24 protein-coding genes are annotated in these 25,433 nt (G+C 71.8%); 19 read left to right on the top strand and 5 right to left on the bottom strand.

Annotated elements, in window-relative coordinates; all coding sequences use genetic code 11:
• The first annotated feature begins 12 nt into the window (after positions 1 to 12).
• On the top strand, positions 13 to 1,755 hold the full coding sequence (locus ACZ50K_RS25340) for a lytic transglycosylase domain-containing protein (RefSeq protein WP_468907100.1): 1,743 nt from the start codon (positions 13 to 15) through the stop codon (positions 1,753 to 1,755).
• Between the two features lie 175 nt (positions 1,756 to 1,930).
• Here the strand turns inward: ACZ50K_RS25340 and ACZ50K_RS25335 are convergent, their stop codons facing one another.
• The gene (locus tag ACZ50K_RS25335; protein WP_030012116.1) at positions 1,931 to 2,134 is read right to left on the bottom strand and encodes a cold-shock protein; all 204 of its coding nucleotides are present in this window, start codon (positions 2,132 to 2,134) and stop codon (positions 1,931 to 1,933) included.
• 237 nt (positions 2,135 to 2,371) lie between these two features.
• Between ACZ50K_RS25335 and ACZ50K_RS25330 the strand changes: the two genes are divergently transcribed.
• From ACZ50K_RS25330 to ACZ50K_RS25315, 4 genes are all read left to right on the top strand, one after another.
• Positions 2,372 to 3,220 (top strand): menaquinone biosynthetic enzyme MqnA/MqnD family protein, encoded by an 849-nt coding sequence (locus ACZ50K_RS25330; protein ID WP_468907097.1) that lies wholly within the window; start codon positions 2,372 to 2,374, stop codon positions 3,218 to 3,220.
• A gap of 140 nt (positions 3,221 to 3,360) precedes the next feature.
• Positions 3,361 to 5,133: a protein kinase domain-containing protein gene (locus ACZ50K_RS25325; RefSeq protein ID WP_468907095.1), complete on the top strand. Its 1,773-nt coding sequence runs from the start codon at positions 3,361 to 3,363 to the stop codon at positions 5,131 to 5,133.
• Positions 5,134 to 5,194: 61 nt separating this feature from the next.
• Positions 5,195 to 6,394 (top strand): cyclic dehypoxanthinyl futalosine synthase, encoded by a 1,200-nt coding sequence (mqnC, locus tag ACZ50K_RS25320; RefSeq protein ID WP_468907093.1) that lies wholly within the window; start codon positions 5,195 to 5,197, stop codon positions 6,392 to 6,394.
• A 10-nt stretch (positions 6,395 to 6,404) separates the two neighbouring features.
• Positions 6,405 to 7,064 carry an imidazolonepropionase-like domain-containing protein gene (locus tag ACZ50K_RS25315; protein WP_468907091.1) on the top strand — a complete coding sequence of 220 codons (660 nt, stop codon included), beginning with the start codon at positions 6,405 to 6,407 and terminating at the stop codon, positions 7,062 to 7,064.
• Positions 7,065 to 7,128: 64 nt separating this feature from the next.
• Here ACZ50K_RS25315 and ACZ50K_RS25310 read toward each other — a convergent pair whose 3' ends face one another.
• Positions 7,129 to 7,941, bottom strand: a complete 813-nt coding sequence (locus ACZ50K_RS25310) for a DUF3152 domain-containing protein (RefSeq protein WP_468907089.1) — start codon at positions 7,939 to 7,941, stop codon at positions 7,129 to 7,131.
• 229 nt (positions 7,942 to 8,170) lie between these two features.
• Here ACZ50K_RS25310 and ACZ50K_RS25305 point away from each other — a divergent pair, with 229 nt between their 5' ends.
• On the top strand, positions 8,171 to 8,863 hold the full coding sequence (locus tag ACZ50K_RS25305; RefSeq protein WP_468907086.1) for a demethylmenaquinone methyltransferase: 693 nt from the start codon (positions 8,171 to 8,173) through the stop codon (positions 8,861 to 8,863).
• A gap of 12 nt (positions 8,864 to 8,875) precedes the next feature.
• Complete coding sequence (locus ACZ50K_RS25300) at positions 8,876 to 9,814, top strand: glutaminase (RefSeq protein ID WP_468907083.1); 939 nt, start codon at positions 8,876 to 8,878, stop codon at positions 9,812 to 9,814.
• 26 nt (positions 9,815 to 9,840) lie between these two features.
• Here ACZ50K_RS25300 and ACZ50K_RS25295 read toward each other — a convergent pair whose 3' ends face one another.
• Positions 9,841 to 10,371, bottom strand: a complete 531-nt coding sequence (locus ACZ50K_RS25295; RefSeq protein WP_468907080.1) for a GNAT family N-acetyltransferase — start codon at positions 10,369 to 10,371, stop codon at positions 9,841 to 9,843.
• Between the two features lie 97 nt (positions 10,372 to 10,468).
• Here ACZ50K_RS25295 and ACZ50K_RS25290 point away from each other — a divergent pair, with 97 nt between their 5' ends.
• The 3 genes from ACZ50K_RS25290 (at position 10,469) to ACZ50K_RS25280 (ending at position 13,884) form a co-directional block, all read left to right on the top strand.
• Positions 10,469 to 11,752, top strand: a complete 1,284-nt coding sequence (locus tag ACZ50K_RS25290; RefSeq protein ID WP_468907078.1) for a geranylgeranyl reductase family protein — start codon at positions 10,469 to 10,471, stop codon at positions 11,750 to 11,752.
• A gap of 178 nt (positions 11,753 to 11,930) precedes the next feature.
• On the top strand, positions 11,931 to 12,815 hold the full coding sequence (locus ACZ50K_RS25285) for a hypothetical protein (protein WP_468907075.1): 885 nt from the start codon (positions 11,931 to 11,933) through the stop codon (positions 12,813 to 12,815).
• An 85-nt stretch (positions 12,816 to 12,900) separates the two neighbouring features.
• Entirely contained in the window at positions 12,901 to 13,884 is a 984-nt protein-coding gene (locus ACZ50K_RS25280; RefSeq protein WP_468907072.1) for a hypothetical protein, read from the top strand.
• 12 nt (positions 13,885 to 13,896) lie between these two features.
• Here the strand turns inward: ACZ50K_RS25280 and ACZ50K_RS25275 are convergent, their stop codons facing one another.
• Positions 13,897 to 14,349 carry a hypothetical protein gene (locus ACZ50K_RS25275; RefSeq protein WP_468907069.1) on the bottom strand — a complete coding sequence of 151 codons (453 nt, stop codon included), beginning with the start codon at positions 14,347 to 14,349 and terminating at the stop codon, positions 13,897 to 13,899.
• Between the two features lie 219 nt (positions 14,350 to 14,568).
• Here ACZ50K_RS25275 and ACZ50K_RS25270 point away from each other — a divergent pair, with 219 nt between their 5' ends.
• Positions 14,569 to 14,958 carry a hypothetical protein gene (locus ACZ50K_RS25270; protein WP_468907067.1) on the top strand — a complete coding sequence of 130 codons (390 nt, stop codon included), beginning with the start codon at positions 14,569 to 14,571 and terminating at the stop codon, positions 14,956 to 14,958.
• A 76-nt stretch (positions 14,959 to 15,034) separates the two neighbouring features.
• Here ACZ50K_RS25270 and ACZ50K_RS25265 read toward each other — a convergent pair whose 3' ends face one another.
• On the bottom strand, positions 15,035 to 15,856 hold the full coding sequence (locus ACZ50K_RS25265) for a C40 family peptidase (RefSeq protein WP_468907064.1): 822 nt from the start codon (positions 15,854 to 15,856) through the stop codon (positions 15,035 to 15,037).
• Between the two features lie 697 nt (positions 15,857 to 16,553).
• On the opposite strand from ACZ50K_RS25265, the gene ACZ50K_RS25260 reads away from it, so the two are divergent.
• From ACZ50K_RS25260 to nuoH, 8 genes are read left to right on the top strand one after another with little or no spacing between them, the layout of a single operon-like run.
• Positions 16,554 to 16,913 carry an NADH-quinone oxidoreductase subunit A gene (locus tag ACZ50K_RS25260; RefSeq protein WP_424212346.1) on the top strand — a complete coding sequence of 120 codons (360 nt, stop codon included), beginning with the start codon at positions 16,554 to 16,556 and terminating at the stop codon, positions 16,911 to 16,913.
• Positions 16,914 to 16,928: 15 nt separating this feature from the next.
• Positions 16,929 to 17,483, top strand: a complete 555-nt coding sequence (locus ACZ50K_RS25255; protein WP_468907061.1) for a NuoB/complex I 20 kDa subunit family protein — start codon at positions 16,929 to 16,931, stop codon at positions 17,481 to 17,483.
• Positions 17,480 to 18,202 carry an NADH-quinone oxidoreductase subunit C gene (locus ACZ50K_RS25250; protein WP_468907057.1) on the top strand — a complete coding sequence of 241 codons (723 nt, stop codon included), beginning with the start codon at positions 17,480 to 17,482 and terminating at the stop codon, positions 18,200 to 18,202. Before ACZ50K_RS25255 ends, ACZ50K_RS25250 begins: the two co-directional genes overlap by 4 nt.
• Complete coding sequence (locus tag ACZ50K_RS25245) at positions 18,202 to 19,536, top strand: NADH-quinone oxidoreductase subunit D (RefSeq protein WP_468907054.1); 1,335 nt, start codon at positions 18,202 to 18,204, stop codon at positions 19,534 to 19,536. Before ACZ50K_RS25250 ends, ACZ50K_RS25245 begins: the two co-directional genes overlap by 1 nt.
• Positions 19,533 to 20,270: an NADH-quinone oxidoreductase subunit NuoE gene (gene nuoE / locus ACZ50K_RS25240; protein WP_468907051.1), complete on the top strand. Its 738-nt coding sequence runs from the start codon at positions 19,533 to 19,535 to the stop codon at positions 20,268 to 20,270. The genes ACZ50K_RS25245 and nuoE overlap by 4 nt, the downstream gene beginning before the upstream one ends.
• Positions 20,270 to 21,619 carry an NADH-quinone oxidoreductase subunit NuoF gene (nuoF, locus tag ACZ50K_RS25235; protein WP_468907049.1) on the top strand — a complete coding sequence of 450 codons (1,350 nt, stop codon included), beginning with the start codon at positions 20,270 to 20,272 and terminating at the stop codon, positions 21,617 to 21,619. The genes nuoE and nuoF overlap by 1 nt, the downstream gene beginning before the upstream one ends.
• Complete coding sequence (locus ACZ50K_RS25230; RefSeq protein ID WP_468907046.1) at positions 21,616 to 24,081, top strand: NADH-quinone oxidoreductase subunit G; 2,466 nt, start codon at positions 21,616 to 21,618, stop codon at positions 24,079 to 24,081. The genes nuoF and ACZ50K_RS25230 overlap by 4 nt, the downstream gene beginning before the upstream one ends.
• On the top strand, positions 24,078 to 25,430 hold the full coding sequence (gene nuoH / locus ACZ50K_RS25225) for an NADH-quinone oxidoreductase subunit NuoH (RefSeq protein WP_468907044.1): 1,353 nt from the start codon (positions 24,078 to 24,080) through the stop codon (positions 25,428 to 25,430). The genes ACZ50K_RS25230 and nuoH overlap by 4 nt, the downstream gene beginning before the upstream one ends.
• Positions 25,431 to 25,433 lie beyond the last annotated feature (3 nt).

The raw sequence follows: 25,433 nt of genomic DNA, 5'->3' as shown, positions 1-25,433 counted from the left end.
GAACACCGCACTGTGAAGCCTCTTCACCGCCACCTTGCCAACACCTCGCGCAAGGTGCTCTGCACCGCCGCGCTCGCCGCCAGCCTCACCACGGCCGCCGTGGTGTCGACCACCCCGGCCGCCGACGCCGGAGAGGCCGAACCCACCCCGGACAGCCCCCAGGCGAACGGCCGCGGCAACGCCCGCCTCGACCTTCCCGACCTGGTCGCCAACCCGCCCGCCGAGGGCTCCGGTCCCGGGCAGGGCACCGGCCAGGGCGGCGGCACCGACGGGGCCTCCGGCATCCCGGCCACCGCACTGGCCGCCTACCAGCGCGCCGAGACCGCGGTCAAGGCCGCGCTGCCCACCTGCAAGCTGCCCTGGCAGCTGCTGGCCGGCATCGGCCGGGTCGAGTCGGTGCACGCCTCCGGCTACGGCCTCAAGGAGGACGGCTACACCCAGAAGCCGATCCGCGGCCCCCGGCTGGACGGCAACGGCTTCGCCGAGATCCGCGACACCGACAAGGGCGAGTGGGACGCGGACACCGTCTTCGACCGGGCCGTCGGCCCGATGCAGTTCATCCCGTCCACCTGGTCGACCTGGGGCGCCGACGGCAACGCCGACGGCAAGCGGGACCCGAACAACATCTACGACGCGGCGCTCGGCGCCGGCCTCTACCTGTGCGCCGGGGACCGCGACCTGAGCGATGCCGGGGACCTGGACAAGGCGATCCTCAGCTACAACAACTCGCGCGAGTACGTGAACACCGTCACGGGCTGGATGCGGCAGTACCAGAAGGGGGCCGGCGGGATCCCGAACCCGCCCGCGGGCGACTACCCCACCCCGCCGCCGACCGTTCCGATCCCGCCGGCGCAGCCCCCCTACGTCCCGCCGCAGCCCCCGTACACCCCGCCGACCAACCCGGACAAGCCGAGCAAGCCGGGCAAGCCGCAGCCGCCGACGCCTCCGGTCAAGCCCAAGCCCCCGGTGCTGCCCAAGCCCCCGGTCAAGCCCAAGCCGCCGGCCGCGGTGGCCAAGCTGGAGGTGCTCGGCGACCACACCCTGACCGCCGAGGCCGGATCCGTCCTCGCCCCCGCCTCCCGGGTCCGGGCCGTGCTCAGCAACGGCCGGGCGGCCGGGGCCGGCGAGATCGTGGTGCTGGAGCTCACCTCGGACACCACCGGCGGAACCGCCTTCCGTCAGGGCGGCAAGACCCATGCCGTGCTGCGCACCGACGCCGAGGGGATCGTCGCGCTCCCCGAGCTGAAGATCGCCGACAACGGCAAGGGCGGCACCTTCACCCTGCGGGCCACCTTCTACGGGGTCCACGAGTACACGGTGAAGTTCGACGGCAAGGTCACCCCGCGGCCGGTCGCCACCGGGATCGCCCGGATCGGCGAGGAGCCGCTGAAGGTGGTGGCCGGCGCCAGCTTCTCCGAGCAGCGGCTGCTGGTCACCGGCGCCGACGGCAAGCCCTTCGCCGGGACCGTCCTCACCGCCGAGATGGTCACCAAGGACGACCGGGGCCAGTGGGTGCCGGTCGGCAAGGACAGCACCGGCCCGTTCTTCACGGAGAAGGGCACCGTCCCGGCCAAGGACACCGAGCGGCTGCACTCCCTGGAACTGCCCGCCGCCGGCGAGGACGGCGAGGTCAGGCTGCCGCGGATCTTCACCATCGGCACCGGGCCCGGCACCTACCACCTGAGGGTCACCACCCCCGAGGGCGTCGAGCTGGTCCTGGACCTGCTGGTGGAGAAGGCCCCCGAGACGGTCTGACCCACCCCGGACGCGACCGCGGGCCGTGAGCACACGCTCACGGCCCGCACCGCTGTCCGTTGTCCGTGCCCGGCCGTCCGGACACAAAGGCAGGAGCCCCGGCGCTTCCGTTCACACGGAAGGTACGGGGCTCCTTGGGTACTGCTATCCAACCGCGATTGGTTGGCCCGGGCGATTAGGCCGGGGTGACGTTCTCCGCCTGCGGGCCCTTCGGGCCCTGGGTGACGTCGAAGTTCACGGTCTGGTTCTCCTCAAGGGAGCGGAAGCCAGACGCGTTGATCGCGGAGTAGTGGACGAAGACATCCGGGCCGCCGCCGTCCTGGGCGATGAAGCCGAAGCCCTTTTCAGCGTTGAACCACTTCACGGTTCCGGTAGCCATGAGCCCTCCTATGGGCCAAAGGGTCGCCCTGCTCCAGAACCTGCTAAGAAGTCTGAAAACTACAAAAGCCTGCGGGTCACATGCTCCGCAGGCCTCGTACTGCAAGGGAAACCAAACTGCAACTTGCGTCGAGCCTAGCACGCACTGTCCGTGCGAGACCAGAGGGAAAGATCACGTCACCCGGACGTTTGAGACCCGCTGAGAGGCTGACGACGAGACCCCGGCTAGTCTCGCGATGTGGACCCCTATCGCAGCCGGCCGCGGGTCGGCCACATCCAGTTCCTGAACTGCCTGCCGCTCTACTGGGGGCTGGCCAGGACCGGCACCCTGCTGGATCTGGAGCTGACCAAGGACACCCCCGAGAAACTCAGCCGGAGGCTGGTGGAGGGGGAGCTGGACATGGGCCCCATCACCCTCGTGGAGTTCCTCCGGAACGCCGGGGACCTCGTCGCCTTCCCCGATATCGCGGTGGGCTGCGACGGCCCGGTGATGTCCTGCGTGATCGTCTCCAAGGTGCCCCTGGAGCGGCTGGACGGCGCCCCGGTGGCCCTCGGCTCCACCTCCAGGACCTCCGTACGGCTGGCCCAGCTGCTGCTCGCCGAGCAGTACCGGGTGCGCCCCGACTACTACTCCTGCCCGCCCGACCTGGGCGTGATGATGCAGGAGGCGGACGCCGCCGTGCTGATCGGGGACGCGGCCCTGCGGGCCTCCCTGCACGACGCCCCCCGGCTCGGCCTGACCGTGCACGACCTCGGGCAGATGTGGAAGGACTGGACCGGGCTGCCCTTCGTCTTCGCCGTCTGGGCGGCCCGCCGGGAGTACCTGGAACGGGAGCCACAGGTGGTGCGCAGGGTGCACGAGGCATTCCTCGCCTCCCGTGACCTCTCCCTCGAAGAGGTCGGCAAGGTCGCCGAGCAGGCGGCCCGCTGGGAGGCCTTCGACGCGAAACTCCTGGAGCGCTACTTCACCACCCTCGACTTCCGCTTCGGGGCCGAGCAACTGGCCGGGGTAAGGGAATTCGCCCGGCGGACCGGCCCCACCACCGGGTTCCCGGCCGACGTACAAGTGGAGTTGCTGACCCCATAGTCCCCAGCGGTACCGAATTGGCCTCGGAATTGGGCGAGTTCGGTGAACCCGCTATTGATTCCTGCCGAATTCGCGGCCCGGTGCCCGCCCGCTCCCGCTACTGTGCGGGCAGTCAGGCAGGCTCGGGGAGGGGACACGCCATGCGGCCGCTGGAGGACGGGGACCCGCGGACCATCGGGGCCTATCGGCTGATCGGCAGGCTCGGTTCCGGCGGGATGGGCCGGGTGTACCTGGGGCGCAGCGCCGGCGGCCGGACGGTCGCGGTGAAGATCGTGCACCCGCACTTCGCCTCGGACGACGAGTTCCGGGCCCGTTTCCGCCGGGAGGTCGCGGCGGCCCGCCGGGTGGGCGGCGAGTGGACCGCTCCGGTGCTGGACGCGGATCCCGGGGCGGCCGTGCCGTGGGTGGCCACCGGCTATGTGCCCGGGCCCTCGCTGGACCGGGCGGTGGCGGGCCACGGCCCGCTGCCGGAACCGGCGGTCCGGGCGGTGGGACTCGGGCTGGCCCGGGCGCTGGTGGCGGTGCACGGGCTGGGGCTGGTGCACCGGGACGTGAAGCCCTCGAACGTGATGCTCGGGCTGGACCGGCCGCGGCTGATCGACTTCGGGATCGCCCGGGCCACCGACGGAACCGCCTCGCTGACCTCCACCGGGGTATCGGTGGGTTCGCCCGGCTACATGGCCCCGGAGCAGATCCTCGGCAAGGGGGTCACCGGGGCGGCGGACGTCTTCTCGCTGGGTGCGGTCCTGGTCTTCGCGGCCACCGGGGTGCCGCCGTTCAGCGGGGACAACTCGGCGACCCTGCTCTACAAGGTGGTGCACGAGGAGCCGGAGCTGGGCGCGGTGCCGCCCGGGCCGCTGCGCGAGCTGGCGGCGGCCTGTCTGGCGAAGGCCCCCGCCGCCCGGCCCGCGCCGGAGGAGCTCGCGGCCCGGCTGGCCGGGGCCCTGGACGGCCCGGGCTGGCTGCCGGCCCCGCTGGTGGAGGAGGCCAGCCGGGCGGCCTTCGACCTGCTGGACCTGGACGCCCCGGCCGCGCCCGCCGCCCCGGAGACCCCGCCCGGCCCGTACCCGGCCGGCGGGACGGGCTACGCCCCCGCGGGCGCCTTCGGCGCCGCCGACCCCTCGTACGGCTCCGGCCCCGCTTTCGCCACCGACCCCACGCACGGCACCGGCCCCGCGTTCGGCACCGACCCCGCGTTCAGCACCGATCCCACGCACGGCTCCGGCCCGGGCACCGGCACCGGCACCGGCACCGGCGCGGCCGGGGCCGTCACCGGGGCGGCGGGCGGGGGTCGGGAGGTGCGGGTGACCGCGGCCGGGCGGCGGGTGAGCTGCACCGTGGTGGTGGCCGCCGCCGCCGTGGTGGCCGCGCTGGCGGGCGGGCTGTACGGCACGGGCCTGCTGCCCGGCACCGGGGACAAGGGCCGGGACATGGCCTCGGAGGGCCGGCCGAGCGACGGCGGGTCGGGCTCGGCGGCACCGCCGGCCGCGACGGAGCCCACCCCGAAGCCCACCCCGAAGTCCACCCGGAAGCCCACCACCCCCGCGCCGGTCCGCGAGGTCCCGGAGAAGTTCATCGGCACCTGGAAGGGCACGGTCACCACGGCCCGGCTCGGGGTCTCCAGCCCCTTCGAGATCACCATCCGGGCCGGGAAGGTCGGCGAGGTGGTCGGCCGGGACAAGTCGGTGGTCCCGCTGCTGGACACGGACTGCGGCGGGGACTGGAAGCTGGCCTCGGCCACCGACCGGTCCCTGGTGCTGGACACCTCCGGCGGAACCAATCCGGCCCCCGGGGTCTGCTCCGACGGCTCCGCGAACGAGCGGTTCACCCTGAACCCGAACGGCACCCTGCACTACGCCTCCGGCGACGGACCGGCCGGTAACCCCGAGGGAGACCTCACCCGCGACCCTTGACAGCACTGGCGTAGGCTGGGCCGGTCCGGACCTTGACACACCGCCGAAGGGTGACGCACCGGTGACCGACCAGGCCGCTCTCCAGTCTGTCCTCGACCGTGCCGCCGCGGGGGGCCGGATCTCCGCGGAGGAGGCGCTCGACCTCTACCGCCACGCCCCGCTGCACGCCCTCGGCTCCGCCGCCGACGCCGCGCGCCGGCGCCGTTACGCCGGTACCGAGCACATCGCGACGTACATCATCGAGCGGAACATCAACTACACCAACGTCTGCGTGACGGCCTGCAAGTTCTGCGCCTTCTACGCGGCCCCCAAGGACACGAAGAAGGGCTGGAGCCGGGACCTCGACGACATCCTGCGCCGCTGCGCGGAGACCGTGGAGCTCGGCGGCACCCAGGTGATGTTCCAGGGCGGCCACCACCCGGACTACGGGGTGGAGTACTACGAGGAGCACTTCTCCGCGATCAAGAAGGCGTTCCCGCAGCTGGTCATCCACTCCCTGGGCGCCTCCGAGGTCGAGCACATGGCGCGGATCTCCAAGGTGAGCGCCGAGGAGGCGATCCGCCGGATCCACGCGGCCGGACTGGACTCCTTCGCCGGGGCCGGCGCCGAGCTGCTGCCGGCCCGCCCGCGGAAGGCCATCGCCCCGCTCAAGGAGTCCGGGGAGCGCTGGCTGGAGATCATGGAGCTGGCCCATAACCTGGGCGTGGAGTCCACCTCCACCATGCTGATGGGCACCGGCGAGACCAACGCCGAGCGGATCGAGCACATCCGCATGATCCGCGAGGTGCAGGACCGGACGGGCGGCTTCCGGGCCTTCATCCCGTACACCTACCAGCCCGAGAACAACCACCTCAAGGGCCGCACCCAGGCCACCGTGTTCGAGTACCTCCGGATGATCGCCATCGCCCGGCTGTTCCTCGACAACGTCGCCCACATCCAGGGGTCCTGGCTGACCGTCGGCAAGGAGGCCGGACAGCTCTCGCTGCACTACGGCGCCGACGACCTGGGCTCGATCATGCTGGAGGAGAACGTGGTCTCCTCGGCGGGTGCCAAGCACCGCTCCAACCGGCACGAGATCATCGACCTGATCCGCAAGGCGGGCCGGGTCCCGGCGCAGCGCGCGACCACCTACGAGCACCTGGCCGTGCACGAGGACCCGGCGAACGACCCGGCCGACCACCGGGTGGTCTCGCACATCTCCTCCACCGCCATCGAGGGCGGGACCGCGCACCCCGAGCTGAAGCTCATCTCCGCGAACTGAGTCCGCGCCGATGCTCACCCTGCACACCGCCGACCTGCTGGTCACCGGGGCGCCGGCCGGTCCCGGGGCGCCGGCCGGGCCGCTGCCCGGCGGTGCCGTCCTGGTCGACGGCGACCGGATCGCCGCCCTCGGCCCGTACGGCGAACTGGCCGCCCGGCACCCGCACGCCCGGGTCCGGCGCTGGCCGGGGCTGCTGGTGCCCGGGCTGCTGCTGCGGTCCGGGGCCGAACTGCTGGAGCGGACCTACTACCCGGACGACCCGTACGAGATCACCGAACTCGGCGCGGACCCGATCACCGGCCCGGCGCTGGCCGATCTGAAGATGACCGAGGCCCGTTGGGGCAACAGCGCCCGGCGCGGCACCCAGAAACTGCTGGCCCGCGGGGTGGTCGCGGTGGCCGGCCCGTTCACCGTCCCGTCGGTGCGGACGGCGGTGGTCCGCTCCGGGCTGGCCGTGCTGCCGCCCACCGGGCCGGCGGCACCCGCCTCGCTGGACCCGCTGGCCGGCCGGGCGGCGGCGGCCGAGGCGTACTCCGGGGTCCTGGAGGAGGGCGCGCCCGCCCGGTTCGCGGTCTACGACGTGCCCGACGAGGCGGCCCTGCTGGAGCGCGGCGCGACCAGCTGCGTGGCCACGGTGATCGGCGGCCGGCTGCTGCACCGCCGCCGCTGACGCGCCCGCGCCGGCCAGGCCCCCGACTGCCCGGGTCCGCTCGCCCCGGCGCGCCGTGCGCGGGCTACGGCACCTGGGGCCCGGACAGGTAGCGGCCCGCCCGGTCGTACGGCCAGGCGTTGGACCGGCAGCCCTGGAGGCCCTTGAGCTGCTGCATCATCGCCGGTGCCGGCCGTCCCGGGCCGGGGCAGGTCTCGTGCGGGCGGCCCAGCTCGTGCCCGACCTCGTGGTTGACGATCAGCGCCCGGTACTCGGTCACCGGCCCGTCGAACTGCGGGGAGCCCTGCAGCCACCGCTTGAGGTTGACCACCACGGTGTGGTCGGTCCGGCAGTTGGTCTCGCCGACCAGCTCGGGGGTGGTGACCTCGCACAGCCGGTCGGTGGTGCCGGGGGTGGCGATCTTCACGGTGAAGTCCACCGGGCTGTCCGGTCCGACCAGCCGGAACCCGGACCGCCCGTCCCTGATCCAGCCCCGCCGGTCGGCGAGGATCGCGTCGACCTCGCGGGCCGCCCGGTCGGCGTCCAGTCCGGAGCCGTCCTCCACCTCCACCCGGTAGCGGCGGGCCGGTTCGGCGCCGTGCCGGTCGGCGGTGACCCGCGAGGCGGTGAAGGTGCCGGCGCCCGGCCGGGACGCCCCGGAGGAGTCGCGGGAGGCCCGGGAGTCGTCCGGGGGCCGCAGGGCGGCCGGGGAGCCGTCCGCGGCCGGGTCGTCGGGGGTGAGGGACAGCGCGAAGGCGATCGCGGCGGCCGTGCAGAGCAGACCCAGCAGGGTCCGGCGGAGCCTCCGGAGCCTTTCGTCCCGGGCCGCCGCGCGGGGCGGGCGGGCCCTCGGCCGGCGGTTGGACGGACTTCTGGGCGTACGGGTCGATGCGCGCATGAGTGCGCCGTACGGCGGCCCCCACCGGGCCGGTCGCGCGGCTTCCCCCTGGTGTCGTCGGGTCGGGCGGGTCGGGCGGGCACCCCGGCCGGTCGGACCGGCCCGCCCGTGCCGGTAGACGGGGAACGGGCGGCGCCGGTTCCACCGGGGGGTGCCCGGAAGGCACCCCCCGAGCCTGCCAGAATGGCCCGGTACCCACCCGGACCGAGCCGAGCGAGGCCGAACGCCAGTGACCCGCGCACACCTGGACAAGCAGCCGCACGAAGTCGCCTCCATGTTCGACAGGGTGGCGGCGAACTACGACCTCACCAACGACGTGCTGTCGCTGGGCCAGGACCGGGTGTGGCGCAGGGCGACCGCCCGGGCGGTGGACGCCCGCCCCGGGCAGAAGGTCCTGGACCTGGCCGCCGGCACCGCGACCAGCTCGCTGCCCTTCGCGGCCACCGGCGCCTACGTGGTCCCCTGCGACTTCTCCCTCGGGATGCTCCGCGAGGGCAAGCGGAAGCACCCGTGGCTGCCGCTGACCGCCGGGGACGCGACCCGGCTGCCGTTCCGCGACGACACCTTCGACGCGGTCACCATCTCCTTCGGGCTGCGCAACGTCCAGGACACCGAGGCGGCGCTGCGGGAGCTGTACCGGGTGACCAAGCCGGGCGGCCGGGTGGTCATCTGCGAGTTCTCCCGGCCCACCTGGGCGCCGTTCCGGACCGTGTACACCGAGTACCTGATGCGGGCCCTGCCGCCGGTGGCCCGCGCGGTGTCCTCCAACCCGGACGCCTACGTGTACCTCGCCGAGTCCATCCGCGAGTGGCCGGACCAGCCCGCGCTGGCCGCCCTGCTGCAGAAGGCCGGCTGGTCCTCGGTGGCCTGGCGGAACCTGTCCGGCGGGATCGCGGCCCTGCACCGCGGCACCAAGGCCTGAGGACCCCGCACCGTGCCGGCCGCCGTGGAACCCGCCGCCTTCGACTACCGGGCGCTGCTGGAGCAGATCGCCTCCGACGTCGCCCCGCTGGTCGGCAGCGGCACCCCGGCCGAGTACATCCCGGCGCTGGCCGGTGTGGACCCCCGCCAGTTCGGCATGGCCGTCGCCGACCTCGACGGGACCGTGTACGGGGTGGGGGACTGGCGCACCCCGTTCTCCGCGCAGTCCGTCACCAAGGTGTTCGCGCTGGCCCTGGCCCTGGCCGAGGGCGGGGACAGCCTGTGGGAGCGGGTCGGCCGGGAGCCCTCCGGCAACCCCTTCAACTCCCTGGTGCAGCTGGAGTACGAGAACGGCATCCCGCGCAACCCATTCATCAACGCGGGCGCCCTGGTGGTCACCGACCGGCTCCAGACCCTGACCGGCGACGCCAGCAGCGAACTCCTGGAGTTCCTGCGGGCGGAGAGCGTGAACCCGGAGCTCGGGTTCGACCCCGAGGTGGCCGCCTCCGAGCAGTCCCACGGAGACCGGAACGCGGCCGTCGCCCACTTCATGGCCTCCTACGGCAACATCGACAACCCGGTCCCGGACCTGCTGGAGCACTACTTCTGGCAGTGCTCCATCGAGATGAGCTGCGCCGACCTGGCGCTCGCCGCCCGCTTCCTGGCCCGGCACGGGCTCCGCTCGGACGGGTCGCGGCTGCTCACCCGCAGCGAGGCCAAGCAGATCAACGCGGTGATGCTGACCTGCGGGACGTACGACGCGGCCGGGGAGTTCGCCTACCGGGTGGGGCTGCCGGGCAAGAGCGGGGTCGGCGGCGGGATCGTGGCGGTGGTCCCCGGCCGGTGCACCATCGCGGTGTGGAGCCCCGGGCTGGACGCCCAGGGCAACTCGGTGGCCGGGGTGGCGGCCCTGGACCGGTTCACCACCCTGACCGGACTGTCCGTCTTCTGAGCCCGGACCGGCCCCGGCCGCCTCCGCTAGCGGAGTTCCAGGACGTACCGGCGGCCGGGGGCGCCACTCGGGCTGGTGAATTCCTCGGCCAGGGTCATGCCGAGGCGGTCGGCCACCGCCACCGAACGCGTGTTCCGGGCGTCGATCATGGCGCAGACCCGTTCCAGACCGGCCGCCCGGACCCGCTCCACGGTGGCCTCGGCGGCCGCCGTGGCATAGCCCCGGCCCCAGTGCGAACGGCCCAGCCGCCAGCCGATCTCGATCTCCCCGACCGGCCCCCACTCCTTCTCCACCGGCCAGGGCTGGGCCCCGGTGAAGCCGATGACCTGGCCTTCCGCGCCGAGCAGGGACCACAGGCAGAACCCGTGCCGGGCGTCGTGCAGCCGCTGCCGCGCGGTGAACTCCTCGTAGGAGGAGAGCTCGGCGGGACCGCCGAGGAACTCCATCACATCGGGATCGGCGAACAGCGCGTGCCAGGCGTGGGCGTCCTCGTCGGTGGGGACGCGGAGCCCGACGGCGGGAAGCGGCCGGGTCGGTGAAGTCGGCACTGTCGTCATCGAGGTAGCCCTTCGATCCGTGATCTCTCTCGCTGCTTAGACTGCACATGTCCCGTGCCCTTCGGCACCCCCATTCGAGCCTTCGGGAGAACCCGCAGTGACCGAGCCCCTCTCCGAGCACACCGCGGATGTGATCGTCGTCGGGGCCGGACCCGCCGGCTCCACCACCGCCTACTACCTCGCCAAGGCCGGACTCGACGTCCTGCTGCTGGAGAAGACCGCGTTCCCGCGCGAGAAGGTGTGCGGCGACGGCCTCACCCCGCGCGCCACCAAGCAGCTGGTCGCGATGGGGATCGACATCTCCGAGGAGGCCGGCTGGCTCCGCAACAAGGGCCTGCGCATCATCGGCGGCGGACAGCGGCTCCAGCTGGACTGGCCCGAGCTGGCCTCCTTCCCCGACTACGGGCTCGTCCGCAAGCGCGACGACTTCGACGAGACCCTGGCCCGGCAGGCCCAGAAGGCCGGGGCCCGGCTGTACGAGCGCTGCAACGTCGGCGAGCCGATCCGCGACCCGCGCACCGGGCACATCACCGGGGTGCACGCCAAGCTCGGCGAGGAGAAGACCGCGGTCACCTTCCACGCCCCGCTGGTGGTCGCGGCCGACGGCAACTCCTCGCGGATCTCCCTGGCGATGGGCCTGCACCGGCGCGAGGACCGGCCGATGGGCGTGGCCGTCCGGACGTACTTCACCTCGCCCCGGCACGACGACGACTACCTGGAGTCCTGGCTGGAGCTGTGGGACCGGCGCGGGGCACAGGACCGGCTGCTGCCCGGCTACGGCTGGATCTTCGGGATGGGCGACGGCACCTCCAACGTGGGCCTGGGCATCCTGAACTCCTCCTCCGCGTTCCGCGAGCTGGACTGGCGCGAGGTCCTCAAGGCCTGGTGCGCCTCCATGCCCGAGGACTGGGGGTACACCCCGGAGAACATGACCCAGCCGATCCGCGGCGCGGCCCTGCCGATGGCGTTCAACCGGCAGCCGCACTACACCAAGGGCCTGCTGCTGGTCGGTGACGCGGGCGGGCTGGTCAACCCGTTCAACGGCGAGGGCATCGCCTATGCCATGGAGTCCGGGCAGATCGCGGCCGAGGTGATCGTGCAGGCGCACGCCCGGGCCACCCCTGCCCAGCGGGAGCTGGCCCTGCACAACTACCCGAAGGTGCTGAAGGAGACCTACGGCGGCTACTACAGCCTGGGCCGCGCCTTCGTGAAGCTGATCGGCAACCCGAAGGTCATGAAGATCGCGGCACAGCGCGGACTGACCCACCCGGTGCTGATGCGGTTCACCCTGAAGATGCTGGCCAACCTGACCGACCCGACCGGCGGGGACGCGATGGACCGGGTCATCAACGGTCTCTCCAAGGTGGCCCCCAAGGCCTGAGGGCCGGGCGCCCGGGCGCCCGGGGTGACGGTTGTCCGCCGCTGGCGGTCAACCGCCCCGGGCGGAAAGCCCGTTGCCCCGCAACGCCCGCCATTGGCAGACTCGCGGCGATCCAATGTTGATCATCCGTATCATCCGATCGTCTGCACCATGGGGGGAACACAGAGTGGGAATCCGCATGTCCGCGCTCCGGCGCACCGCGGCCGTCCTGACGGCGCTGGCCCTGCCGCTGACCGCCGTCCTGGCCGGGTCCGGCACCGCGCAGGCCGCACCGGTGGCCCAGGCCGAGTTCAACTGGCAGGGGGACTCCGGCGACGGCCAGACCGACCGGGCCGTCTGGTACCACCCGACGTACGGCGACACCTTCGACGCCAAGGTCTCCGCCGACCGCCGCACCCTGCGGGTGGTCGTGAACCGTCCCGGTGACACCTGGACCCTGGACTTCGCCGCACCCGCCGGACAGGCCCTGGCCGTGGGCCAGTACACGGACGCGGTGAAGACCCCCGAGATGCCCGGCGTCGCCCTGGACCGGCCCTCCCTCTTCGTCAACGGCTACAACGGCGGCTGCGCGACCCTCACCGGCTCCTTCGGGATCAGCGAGCTGGTCTTCGGGGACACCGGCAAGGTCGCGAAGCTGAAGCTGACCTACCGGCAGGACTGCGCGGACCGCGATGAGCTGCGCGGATACCTGACCCTGGACTCGGCCGTGCCGCCGGCCCCGCTGGCCCTCGGGATGACGATCAAGGCGGGCGGGAAGTTCACCAAGGGCAGGGCGACCCTGAAGGGGACGCTCAGCTGCACCAAGCCGGTCCGGGTGCTCGTCGGCGGGTCGGCGAGCCAGGAGCAGCCGCTGCTCGTGCAGGGCCGGTTCACCGCCGAGGTGGACTGCGTGCCGGGCAAGCAGGTCCCCTGGCAGGCGGAGGTGCAGGTGCACACCCCCGAGGTGGGGTACAAGTTCATCAAGTCGGAGCGGCTGAAGGTCTTCGGCAATGTGCAGGCGCAGGACCCGGCGAACGGCACCTGGGTGTTCGGTGACGCGAACCAGTGGGTCACGCTGAGCTGAAAACACCCGGGAACTGTCCTCAACTCGCCTGTACCGCGGCGGAGCCGGCTCCCATCCTGGGGTGATCCAGGAGGAGGGCGCGAGGATGAGAGCACAGCCACCCGGCAGCAGGACCAAGGCCGGCGCCACCGTGACCGCGGTGGCGCCGGTGCTCGTCGCCGTACTGCTCGCCGGCTGCTCGGGGGGCGCGCCCGAGCCCTCCCGTGGGGAGCCGGCGCTCGGCCCGGTGGCCGTGGACCCGCCGACCGCCACGCTGTCCTTCCCGATGGACGCCTTCACCGACTCCGAGGAGGAGTCCCGGCGGATGGCCCGGGTCCAGGACCGGCTGGTGACCGCCTGCATGGCCCGGTACGGCTTCGGATACCTCCCGAACCCGCCCGGCGCCCCCGACCCGGCCGCGGCCGGGGACCGGCACCGCTATCTGTTCGGCCTCGCCGACCCGGTGCACGCGGCCCGGTACGGCTACGACAAGACGGCCGGCCGTCCGCGGCCCGCCAAACCGGCCCCCGCCCCGCTCGGCGACAGCGCCGCCACCGTGCTCTACGGCCGGGCCCCGGGAGGACAGGGCCCGGAGGGGCCGGACCCGCGCACCCAGGAGGAGGCGGACCGGGCCGACAGCGGGATCAGCGTCGCCGGCCGCCGGATCGCGGCCGGCGGCTGCCTCCGCGAGGGCTACCGGAAGCTGTACGCCCCCACCCGGGACAGCGTGGACCTGCTGTTCGGCTTCGGCCTGGCCGCCGAGGCGCACGACCGCTCCAAGCAGGACTCCCGGGTGCGGGCGGTGCTCGCCAAGTGGTCGGCCTGCATGGCCGCGGCCGGCTACCCGGGCATCCCGAGCCCGTACGACGTGGTGGAGAAGCTGGGGCTGGCCGAGGCGAAGGCCGGGCCCCGGGCACGGGCCGCGGCCACCCGGGACGTGGCCTGCAAGCGGGAGGTCAACCTGGTCGGGGTCTGGGCCGCCGTGGAGACGGCCTACCAGCGGCGGCTGGCCGAGGACCACGCCGAGACGCTGGCGCTCTACGGCCGGCAGCGCGAGGCCCGCTTCAAGCTGGCCGCGGACGCCCGCTGACGGCGCGTAGGGTCATCGCTGTTCGCGGCATTTCTCCAGGGCGTCGGCCCGGGTGGTCTTGAGTTCGCCCATCTGCTCACTGGTGATCGAATTGAATTCCCCGGTGACCGGGTCGGGATCCGGATACCAGGAAATCCCTTCGGCGCGCATGCAGGCGGTTTTCCGGCGTGCCTCGGCGAGTTCTTCCGCACTCGCCGGCCGTGCGGACGGAAGGGGCGGGAGCAGCGCCCCGCACACGGCCTCCGCGGCCGTGATGCGCTCCATCGGCTCGGTCTTGGCCAGCCGCGGGTAGCCGCCGTCGGAGGTCTCCAGGGCGAGTCCCTGCTTCTCCAGGCAGGCGTAGTAGGCGAGTTCGGCCTTGGAGGGCGGTGGACTGTCCTCGGCCCGGGGCTCCTGACCGCCCCCGCCGCAGGCCGTGGCGGACGCGCACATCAGCAGCAGCGGGACGGCAAGGTGCTTGCGCATGGGTGCAGTTCTTCCCTCGCTGGACCGGATCCTGGGCCGACGAACTCTAAAGAACGGCCGGAACGGCCGACAAGGCAATTCCCGGCCAACGTCCCTTTCCGCCACCGGTGCGACGCCCCCTTTACTTCCGGGAGTTTGTCGTACCTAATTCTCAGCCGAGACACCCGCATCGCCCCACAGGGAGGAACCATGGTGAAAAGGGTCTTGCACCGCCTGTCCGTGAGCGGTGTTCCGGCGGCCGTCGCGGTGGCCGTCGTCCTCGTCTCCGGGAGTCCGGCCACGGCGCTCCAGAAGAACGGGTACCTGGAGCAGAACGAGTTCGGGCTCTACTACGGGGCGGGCCAGTCCGGATGCGTCTTCGACCTGCTGGGCGAGGACATGAACTTCTCCGGCGACTCCTTCTCCGGGCCGGCCGGGTGCGCGGGCCGGGGCAGGACGGCCAACGACAACACCGAGTCCTACAAGAACCTGGACGTGTTCACCTGGAAGGTGGCCACCGACAAGGACATCGACGGGAACGTGGGCACGATCCCGGAGGGCTACCGGGGCAACGCCTCGGCCACCTTCAAGAACCGGATCAGCTCGGCCGACTACATCCTGGGGACCTGAGCTCACGCGCGAAGGGCCGGCACTCCACCCCCGAGCGGGGGAGTGCCGGCCCTTCGCGCTGGGCTGGGAGGCTCCGTCAGAGGAGGCGGACGGCGCCGGTGGGGCGGTCGTAGCTCAGGGAGCGCTCGACGATGCCGGTGCGGGAGTTCTGGGCGCCGACGAACTTGCCGCCGCCCACGTAGACGGCCACGTGGTAGGCGTTGCCCTTGGAGCCCCAGAAGAGGATGTCGCCGGGCTTGAGGTTGTTCAGCGAGACCGAGCGGCCGGCCGTCGACTGGTCCTGGGACATGCGCGGCAGCGAGATGTCGGCCTGCCGGTAGGCGGCGCGCACCAGACCGGAGCAGTCGTACGAGGAGGGGCCGGTGCTGCCCAGCACGTAGGCCTTGCCGACCTGGGCGCGGGCGAAGTTCACGATGGCGGCCGCGGAGCCCTGCGAGACCGGGGTCTCCTGCTCCTTGGGCGCGGTGAGCTTCTTGGGCTTCTTGAGTCCGGTCCGGCCGTCGTTGCGGGTGGCGCGGTCGGCGGCGGCGCGGCGCTCGGCCTCGGCCTTGATCTTCTTCTCGTCGAGCTTCTTCTGCGCGGCGGCCTTGGCCTTGCGGGCCTCGTCGGCGGCACCGGTGCGGGCGGCCGCCTCCTGGGCGTCCAGCTCGCCGTTGACGGCGGCGGCGCGGGAGTTGTCGGCGGCGGTGGTGACGGCGGAGGCCACACCGGAGACCAGATCCACGTTCAGGATCGGCATTTCCAGGGTCTCGGTCACCGGCTCGGCCGGGGTGGCGCTCGCCGTGCCGGCCATCGCCAGGGTGCTGAGGACGCCACCGGCAACTCCGGCGCGGACCGCGAGCTTCGAGGCGCTGCGACGGGGCTTCCGGTGGCTGGGTATGTGAGCGGTAAGGGACATGGGAACAACCGCTATCAGGGCGTCAGGGGTTGCTTCAAGAAACGTGGTCTGCGCCACAGTTGTGCGCGAACGGCGCGAACCGGGCGCTCCGTTTCGCTTATTGACGCCGTAACGGGCGAAACGGACAGCCCGTTGCAGGCCTGTGATCATGGGGTTTCCATGATTAGTCCGATTTGATCCAACGCCTACCATCCGGGCGCACAGTTGGCCAAGCCCTCTTTCCCCGACGCGATTTCGCCGTGACACAGGTCACAGGAGTGTCTCGCCGTGGGAGCGCTGTGAGCGTCCTGTGGAGTTCGTGAACGGAAGCACGCGTCCACTCGGCTCCGCGCGGCCTCCCCCGGTCGGGCGACGCGGGTTCGCATATCACCTTCCCGGCGGCCAGCGCCAATTTGCGTGCAGGATCCAGCCTTTGATAGTGCGCCAACGCTTCCACCTGGGGAAACCCGTGCGGATGTCACCTCTGGTGATCATGTGGGTGCTTCGCGTATGAAGATCACCACTCATCGGACTTCATGATCGTTCGTCAGGTGGTGGAGATCACAAACTCGGTCTTGTTACCCGTGTCGCAGATCACAGACCGCCAGGCATAAGATGCGCACCAGTCCGGCTTGTGAACTGCCTCACATGCGAGGCGGGGCGTGTACGGCCGGTGCAGCGGTCCAACGGTCAAGGACGACTGGAAGGAGCGAGGAGCGTGAATGCCTACGCGCCCATCCTCGTGCTCGGCGCCCTAGGCGCAGGGTTTGCGATCTTCTCCGTGGTCATGGCCACGCTGATCGGCCCAAAACGGTACAACAGGGCGAAGCTTGAGGCGTACGAGTGCGGCATCGAGCCCACTCCCATGCCGGCCGGCGGCGGCCGCTTCCCGATCAAGTACTACCTGACGGCGATGCTCTTCATCGTCTTCGACATCGAGATCGTCTTCCTCTATCCCTGGGCCGTCACCTTCGACGCCCTGGGGATCTTCGGGCTCGTCGAGATGCTGCTCTTCGTGCTCACCGTCTTCGTCGCCTACGCGTATGTCTGGCGGCGCGGCGGCCTGGAATGGGACTGAGGGGCTGAGTTTTCCATGGGACTGGAAGAGAAGCTGCCGAGCGGCTTTCTGCTGACCACCGTCGAACAGGCCGCGGGCTGGGTGCGCAAGTCATCCGTCTTCCCCGCCACCTTCGGCCTCGCGTGCTGCGCCATCGAGATGATGACGACCGGCGCCGGCCGCTACGACCTGGCCCGCTTCGGCATGGAGGTCTTCCGCGGGTCACCGCGCCAGGCCGACCTGATGATCGTGGCCGGCCGGGTCAGCCAGAAGATGGCGCCGGTGCTGCGGCAGGTGTACGACCAGATGCCCGCCCCCAAGTGGGTCATCTCCATGGGCGTGTGCGCCTCCTCGGGCGGGATGTTCAACAACTACGCGATCGTCCAGGGCGTGGACCACATCGTCCCGGTGGACATCTACCTGCCGGGCTGCCCGCCCCGCCCCGAGATGCTGATGGACGCGATCCTCAAGCTCCACCAGAAGATCCAGGGCTCCAAACTCGGCGTGAACCGGGAAGAAGCGGCCCGGGAGGCCGAGGAAGCGGCCCTCAAGGCGCTCCCCCTGATCGAGATGAAGGGTCTGCTCCGGTGAGCGACGCGACAGCCGAGAACGGCGACAACGTCCCCGCCCCGCGCGGTGGCACCGGCCCCGGCGAGGTGATCGGCGTCCGCAAGGGCATGTTCGGTGCCGCGGCCGGCGGCGACACCAGCGGCTACGGCGGCCTGGTCCGGGTGGTCACCCTGCCCGGCGCCGCCACCCGCCCCTACGGTTCGTACTTCGACGAGGTGGCCGACGAGCTCGAAGGCGCCCTGGAGGAGCAGGACCTGGTCCCCGGCAACGCCATCGAGAAGACCGTGGTGGACCGCGGCGAGCTGACCTTCCACATCGCCCGCGAGCACCTGGTCCGGGTCGCCCGGACCCTGCGGGACGACCCGGCGCTGCGCTTCGAGCTCTGCACCGGGGTCTCCGGGGTGCACTTCCCCGGGGACAAGGGCCGCGAGCTGCACGCCGTCTACCACCTGCGCTCGCTCACCCACGGCCGGATCCTGCGCCTGGAGGTGTCGGTCCCCGACGCCGACCCGCACATCCCCTCGCTGGTCTCCGTCTACCCGACCAACGACTGGCACGAGCGCGAGACCTACGACTTCTTCGGGCTGGTCTTCGACGGTCACCCGGCCCTCACCCGGATCATGATGCCGGACGACTGGCAGGGGTTCCCGCAGCGCAAGGACTACCCGCTCGGCGGCATCCCCGTCGAGTACAAGGGCGCCCAGATCCCGGCTCCCGACCAGCGGAGGTCGTACAGCTGATGTCCACGTCACCCCTTCACAGCCACGCCTCCGCGCGCGAGACCACCGAAGGCACCGTCTACACCGTCACCGGCGGGGACTGGGACGAGGTCGTCCAGTCCGCGGCCCGGGCCGACGACGAGCGGATCGTCGTCAACATGGGCCCCCAGCACCCCTCCACCCACGGGGTGCTCCGGCTGATCCTGGAGATCGACGGCGAGACCGTCACCGAGGCCCGCTGCGGCATCGGCTACCTGCACACCGGAATCGAGAAGAACCTCGAATTCCGCAACTGGACGCAGGGCACCACCTTCGTCACGCGCATGGACTACCTGACGCCGTTCTTCAACGAGACGGCGTACTGCCTGGGCGTCGAGAAGCTGCTCGGCATCACCGAGCAGGTCCCCGACCGGGCCACCGTCCTGCGGGTGCTCCTGATGGAGCTCAACCGGCTCTCCTCCCACCTGGTGTGCATCGCCACCGGCGGCATGGAGCTGGGCGCCACCACGATCATGATCTACGGGTTCCGGGACCGCGAACTGATCCTCGACCTCTTCGAGCTGATCACCGGTCTGCGGATGAACCACGCGTTCGTCCGCCCCGGCGGCCTCGCCCAGGACCTGCCCCCGGGCGCCGTGGACCAGCTCCGCGAGTTCGTGAAGACCATGAAGAAGAACCTGCCGGAGTACGACAAGCTCGCCACCGGCAACCCCATCTTCAAGGCCCGCATGCAGGACGTCGGCTACCTGGACCTGGCCGGCTGCATGGCGCTCGGCGCCACCGGCCCGGTGCTCCGCTCGGCCGGACTGCCGCACGACCTCCGCAAGACCGACCCGTACTGCGGCTACGACACCTACGAGTTCGACGTGCCCACCGCCGAGAGCTGCGACTCCTACGGGCGGTTCCTGATCCGCCTGGAGGAGATGCGCCAGTCCCTGCGGATCGTCGAGCAGTGCCTGGACCGGCTGGAGCCCGGCCCGGTCATGGTCGCCGACAAGAAGATCGCCTGGCCGGCGCAGCTCGCCATGGGCCCGGACGGCCTCGGCAACTCGCTCGACCACATCAGGAACATCATGGGCACCTCCATGGAGGCCCTCATCCACCACTTCAAGCTGGTGACCGAGGGCTTCCGGGTCCCGGCCGGCCAGGCCTACGCCGCCGTCGAGTCCCCCAAGGGCGAACTCGGCGTCCACCTGGTCTCCGACGGAGGCACCCGCCCCTACCGGGTCCACTTCCGCGACCCGTCCTTCACCAACCTGCAGGCCATGGCCGCGATGTGCGAGGGCGGCCAGGTCGCCGACGTCATCGTCGCCGTCGCCTCCATCGACCCCGTGATGGGAGGCGTCGACCGATGACCGACATCTCGCTGGGCATGCCCCGGCTGCCCGCCCCCGACTATCCGGCGGAGGTCCGCGAACGGCTCGCCGCGGACGCCGCCGAGGTCATCGCCCGCTACCCCGACAGCCGCAGCGCGCTGCTGCCCCTGCTCCACCTCGTCCAGTCGGAGGAGGGCCACGTCTCGCGCACCGGCATCCGCTTCTGCGCCGAGGTGCTGGGCCTGACCACCGCCGAGGTCACGGCGGTCGCCACCTTCTACACCATGTACCGGCGCAAGCCCTCCGGGGACTACCAGGTCGGGGTGTGCACCAACACCCTCTGCGCGGTCATGGGCGGCGACACCATCTTCGAGGAGCTCAAGGAGCACCTCGGGGTCGGCAACAACGAGACCACCCCCGACGGCAAGGTCACCCTCGAACACATCGAGTGCAACGCGGCCTGTGACTTCGCCCCCGTCGTGATGGTCAACTGGGAGTTCTTCGACAACCAGACCCCCGAATCGGCCAAGGGGCTCGTCGACGACCTGCTCGCCGGCCGCCCGGTGCAGCCCACCCGCGGCGCGCCGCTGTGCACGTACAAGGAGACCGCCCGGATCCTCGCCGGCTTCCCCGACGAGCGCGAGGGCGCCGTCGAGGCGAGCGGCGGAGCCGGACCGGCCTCGCTGATCGGACTGCGGATCGCCCGCGGCGAAGCCCCGCACACACCGATCGTCCACCCGCGCGGTGAGACCGGTGCCGGGGGAGGGGAGTGATGAGCGTGTCCACCGAGCTCAGCAAGAACGGCACCAGCCCGGAGAAGCTCCTCGCGCCCGTGCTGTCGTCGTTCTGGGACGACCCCCGGTCGTGGACCCTGGAGACCTACCGGCGCCACGAGGGCTACGAGGGCCTGCGCAAGGCCCTCGCCATGACCCCGGACGACCTGATCGCCTACGTGAAGGACTCCGGTCTGCGCGGCCGCGGCGGCGCCGGCTTCCCCACCGGGATGAAGTGGCAGTTCATCCCCCAGGGCGACGGCAAGCCGCACTACCTGGTGGTCAACGCGGACGAGTCGGAGCCCGGGACCTGCAAGGACATCCCCCTCCTCTTCGCCAACCCGCACTCCCTCATCGAGGGAATGATCATCGCCTGCTACGCGATCCGCTCCCAGCACGCCTTCATCTACCTGCGCGGCGAGGTCGTCCCCGTCCTCCGCCGACTGCACGAGGCCGTGCGCGAGGCCTACGAGGCCGGCTACCTCGGCAAGGACATCCTCGGCAGCGGCATCGACCTGGACATCACGGTGCACGCCGGAGCCGGCGCCTACATCTGCGGCGAGGAGACCGCCCTCCTCGACTCCCTCGAAGGCCGGCGCGGACAGCCCCGGCTGCGCCCCCCCTTCCCCGCGGTGGAAGGCCTCTACGCCTGCCCCACCGTGGTGAACAACGTGGAGTCCATCGCCTCGGTTCCCGCGATCCTCAACCGCGGCAAGGACTGGTTCAAGTCCATGGGGACCGAGAAGTCCCCCGGCTTCACCCTCTACTCGCTGTCCGGACACGTCTCCGGCCCCGGCCAGTACGAGGCCCCGCTCGGCATCACCCTGCGCCAGCTCCTCGACATGAGCGGCGGGATGCGCCCCGGACACCGGCTCAAGTTCTGGACCCCCGGCGGCTCCTCCACCCCCATGTTCACCGACGCGCACCTCGACGTCCCGCTGGACTACGAGGGCGTCGGCGCGGCCGGCTCCATGCTCGGCACCAAGGCCCTCCAGTGCTTCGACGAGACCACCTGCGTGGTCCGCGCCGTCACCCGGTGGACCGAGTTCTACGCCCACGAGTCCTGCGGCAAGTGCACCCCCTGCCGCGAAGGCACCTACTGGCTCGTCCAGTTGCTCCGCGACATCGAGGCGGGCAAGGGAGAGATGTCCGACCTCGACAAGCTGAACGACATCGCCGACAACATCAACGGCAAGTCCTTCTGCGCCCTCGGCGACGGAGCGGCCAGCCCGATCTTCTCCTCCCTCCAGTACTTCCGCGAGGAGTACGAGCAGCACATCACGGGCAAGGGCTGCCCCTTCGACCCCAAGAAGTCGACCCTGTGGGCCGACACGGAGGTGACCGCATGACCGCCCCGGCCGAGGACCACGTCTCCCTCACCATCGACGGGGTCGAGCTGTCCGTACCCAAGGGGACGCTCGTCATCCGGGCCGCCGAACAGATCGGCGTCGAGATCCCGCGCTTCTGCGACCACCCCCTGCTCGACCCGGTCGGCGCCTGCCGCCAGTGCATCGTCGAGGTGGAGGGCCAGCGCAAGCCGATGGCCTCCTGCACCATCACCTGCACCGACGGCATGGTCGTCAAGACCCAGCTGAGCTCCCCGGTCGCGGAGAAGGCCCAGCGCGGGGTGATGGAGCTGCTGCTCATCAACCACCCGCTGGACTGCCCGGTCTGCGACAAGGGCGGCGAATGCCCGCTGCAGAACCAGGCGATGTCCCACGGACAGTCCGACTCCCGGTTCGACGGACAGAAGCGGACCTACGAGAAGCCCGTCCCGATCTCCACCCAGGTGCTGCTGGACCGCGAACGCTGCGTCCTGTGCGCCCGCTGCACCCGCTTCTCCAACCAGGTCGCCGGCGACCCCATGATCGAACTCCTGGAACGCGGCGCCCTCCAGCAGGTCGGCACCGGCGAGGACGACCCCTTCGAGTCCTACTTCTCCGGCAACACCATCCAGATCTGCCCGGTGGGCGCGCTCACCTCCGCCGCCTACCGGTTCCGCTCCCGCCCCTTCGACCTGGTCTCCTCGCCCAGCGTCTGCGAGCACTGCGCGGGCGGCTGCGCCACCCGCACCGACCACCGGCGCGGCAAGGTCCTCCGCCGGCTCGCCGCGGAGGACCCCCAGGTCAACGAGGAGTGGATCTGCGACAAGGGCCGCTTCGGGTTCCGCTACGCCCAGCGCCCCGACCGGCTCACCACCCCGCTGGTCCGCAGCGCCGCCTCCGGCGAACTGGAGCCGGCGAGCTGGCCCGAGGCCCTCGCCGCGGCCGCCGCCGGACTGGCCGCCGCCCGCGGCCGCGCCGGAGTGCTCACCGGTGGCCGGCTCACCGTCGAGGACGCCTACGGCTACGCCAAGTTCGCCCGGGTGGTCCTCGACACCAACGACATCGACTTCCGGGCCCGGGCACACAGCGCGGAGGAGGCCGAGTTCCTCGCCGCCACCGTGGCCGGCACCGGCGCCGACCTGTCCGGCGAAGGGGTCACCTACGCCTCCCTGGAGGCCGCCCCCGCCGTCCTGCTCGCCGGGATCGAGTCCGAGGAGGAGGCCCCCGGGGTCTTCCTCAGGCTCCGCAAGGCCCACCGCAAGCACAAGCAGCGGACCTTCGCCCTGGCCCCCTTCGCCACCCGGGGCCTGGAGAAGGCGGGCGGCACCCTGCTGGCCGCCGCCCCCGGCACCGAGCCGGCCTGGCTGGCCGCACTGGCCACCCGCACCGGCCTGGAGGAGGGCGGCCACGAGGCCGCCGAGGCACTGCGCGCCCCCGGCGCCGTCATCGTGGTGGGCGAGCGGCTCGCCGCCGTGCCCGGTGCGCTGACCGCCGCGGTCCGGGCGGCCGCCGCCACCGGGGCCCGCCTGGTGTGGATCCCCCGGCGCGCCGGGGAGCGGGCCGCCGTCGAGGCGGGCGCCCTGCCCTCGCTGCTGCCGGGTGCCCGTCCGGCCACCGACCCGCGCGCCCGCGAGGAGGTCGCCGCGGCCTGGGGCCTGGACGAACTCCCGCACCGCTACGGCCGGGACACCGGCCAGATCGTGGAGGCCGCGGCCGGCGGAGAGCTCGGCGCCCTGGTCGTCGCCGGGGTCGAGGTCACCGACCTGCCCGACCCGGTCCGGGCCCGCGAGGCGCTCCGGGAGACCTTCGTGGTCTCCCTGGAACTCCGCCCCAGCGAGGTCACCGACCACGCCGACGTGGTGTTCCCGGTGGCCGCGGTCGCCGAGAAGCCGGGCGCCTTCATCAACTGGGAAGGCCGGATCCGCCCCTTCGAGGCGGCCCTGAAGCCCGAGCAGATGACCCGGCGGCTGGCCCCGTCCGACGCCCGGGTGCTGCACATGCTCGCCGAGGAGGCCGGCCGGCCGCTGGGCCTGCCCGACATCCACGCGGTGCGCCGGGAGATCGACCGGCTCGGCGGCTGGACCGGCGAACGCGCCTCCGAACAGCCCGCCGACCCCGAGCCGCTGCCCCGCCCCGGCACCGGCGAGGCCGTCCTGGCCGGCCACCGGCTGCTCCTGGACCAGGGCCTCCTCCAGCAGGGCGACGAGGCACTGGCCGGCACCCGGCACGAGGCCTCCGCCCGGCTCTCCGCGGCCACCGCCGCCGAGACCGGGGTCAAGAACGGCGACGTGCTGGCCGTCACCGGACCCGCGGGCACCGTCGCCTTCCCGCTGCGGGTCACCGAGATGCCCGACCGGGTGGTCTGGCTCCCGCTCAACTCGGCGGGCCGCGGGGTCACCGCGGACACCGGGGCCCTGCCGGGCACCCTGGTCCGGATCGGCCCGGCCGCGGCCCCGTCCGACACCACTGCGGAGGTGGACGCGTGAACGCCGTACAGCTCGCCGCCGAGGACCTCTCGCTCTTCGGGCGGGACGTCTGGTGGCTCGTGGTCATCAAGGCGGTGTTCTGCTTCGCCTTCCTGATGGTCACCGTGCTGTTCTCCATCGTGTGGGAACGCAAGGTGGTCGCCTGGATGCAGCTGCGCATCGGCCCCAACCGGCACGGCCCCTGGGGCTTCCTGCAGTCCCTCGCCGACGGCATCAAGCTGATGCTGAAGGAGGACATCGTCGTCAAGCGGGCCGACAAGGCGGTGTACATCCTCGCCCCGGTCGTCGCGGCCGTCCCGGCCTTCATGGCCATCGCGGTGATCCCCTTCGGACCGGCCGGCAACGAGGTGTCCATCCTCGGCCAGCGCACCACCATGCAGCTCACCGACCTGCCGATCGCGATGCTGTACATCCTCGCGGTGGCCTCGGTCGGCATCTACGGCATCGTGCTGGCCGGCTGGTCCTCCGGCTCCACCTACCCGCTGCTCGGCGGACTCCGCTCCTGCGCCCAGATGATCAGCTACGAGATCGCCATGGGCGCCGCCTTCGCCTCGGTGTTCCTCTACTCCGGGTCCATGTCGACCTCGGCGATCGTGGAGGCGCAGGCGGACCGCTGGTACATCGTGCTGCTGCCGGTGTCCTTCCTCATCTACGTGGTCACCATGGTCGGCGAGACCAACCGGGCCCCGTTCGACATGCCGGAGTCCGAGGGCGACCTGGTCGGCGGCTTCAACACCGAGTACTCCTCCATCAAGTTCGCGCTCTTCATGCTCGCCGAGTACGTGAACATGGTGACGGTCTCGGCGGTCGCGACCACCCTCTTCCTGGGCGGCTGGCGGGCCCCGTACCCGATCAGCACCTTCTGGGAGGGCGCCAACCACGGCTGGTGGCCGATGCTGTGGTTCGTCCTCAAGGTGCAACTGCTGCTGTTCTTCTTCATCTGGCTGCGCGGCACCCTTCCCCGGGTCCGCTACGACCAGCTGATGAAGCTCGGCTGGAAGGTCCTCATCCCCGTCTCGGTGGTCTGGCTGATGCTGGTCGCCACCGTCCGGGCGCTGCGCAACGAGGCCTACGACTTCGCCGAGATCGTCCTCTACGTCGGCGGCGGCGTGGTCGCCGTCCTCCTGCTGTCCCTGCTGGTGGACCTGTTCCGGGACCGGAAGGCGAAGGCGGCCGGGCCGGCGAAGGCCGAGGCGGAGGAACCCTTCGACCCGATGGCGGGCGGATTCCCGGTCCCGCCGAAGCCCGGCCAGCACGCGGCTCCCGTACCGCGCAGGCGGTCCCGCGGCGAGCGGGAGCTGATTGTCAGTGGCGGCGCGAATGCTGACAGTGACCGAGAGGAGGCTTGAGAG

This window comes from Streptomyces sp. NPDC033845, assembly GCF_055576225.1.
The sequence above is the reverse complement of the archived record's forward strand: the minus strand, read 5'-3'. Positions and strand labels throughout refer to the sequence as shown.

Excerpts from the sequence above, each read along its gene's own strand:
- nuoF (WP_468907049.1), top strand. The coding sequence starts at position 20,270 with ATGAGCGTGTCCACCGAGCTCAGCAAGAACGGCACCAGCCCGGAGAAG.
- ACZ50K_RS25295 (WP_468907080.1), bottom strand. The coding sequence starts at position 10,371 with ATGACGACAGTGCCGACTTCACCGACCCGGCCGCTTCCCGCCGTCGGG.
- ACZ50K_RS25310 (WP_468907089.1), bottom strand. The coding sequence starts at position 7,941 with ATGCGCGCATCGACCCGTACGCCCAGAAGTCCGTCCAACCGCCGGCCG.
- ACZ50K_RS25315 (WP_468907091.1), top strand. The coding sequence starts at position 6,405 with ATGCTCACCCTGCACACCGCCGACCTGCTGGTCACCGGGGCGCCGGCC.
- ACZ50K_RS25265 (WP_468907064.1), bottom strand. The coding sequence starts at position 15,856 with ATGTCCCTTACCGCTCACATACCCAGCCACCGGAAGCCCCGTCGCAGC.
- nuoE (WP_468907051.1), top strand. The coding sequence starts at position 19,533 with ATGACCGACATCTCGCTGGGCATGCCCCGGCTGCCCGCCCCCGACTAT.
- ACZ50K_RS25230 (WP_468907046.1), top strand. The coding sequence starts at position 21,616 with ATGACCGCCCCGGCCGAGGACCACGTCTCCCTCACCATCGACGGGGTC.
- ACZ50K_RS25275 (WP_468907069.1), bottom strand. The coding sequence starts at position 14,349 with ATGCGCAAGCACCTTGCCGTCCCGCTGCTGCTGATGTGCGCGTCCGCC.
- ACZ50K_RS25325 (WP_468907095.1), top strand. The coding sequence starts at position 3,361 with ATGCGGCCGCTGGAGGACGGGGACCCGCGGACCATCGGGGCCTATCGG.
- ACZ50K_RS25255 (WP_468907061.1), top strand. The coding sequence starts at position 16,929 with ATGGGACTGGAAGAGAAGCTGCCGAGCGGCTTTCTGCTGACCACCGTC.
- ACZ50K_RS25285 (WP_468907075.1), top strand. The coding sequence starts at position 11,931 with ATGTCCGCGCTCCGGCGCACCGCGGCCGTCCTGACGGCGCTGGCCCTG.
- ACZ50K_RS25280 (WP_468907072.1), top strand. The coding sequence starts at position 12,901 with ATGAGAGCACAGCCACCCGGCAGCAGGACCAAGGCCGGCGCCACCGTG.
- ACZ50K_RS25245 (WP_468907054.1), top strand. The coding sequence starts at position 18,202 with ATGTCCACGTCACCCCTTCACAGCCACGCCTCCGCGCGCGAGACCACC.
- ACZ50K_RS25335 (WP_030012116.1), bottom strand. The coding sequence starts at position 2,134 with ATGGCTACCGGAACCGTGAAGTGGTTCAACGCTGAAAAGGGCTTCGGC.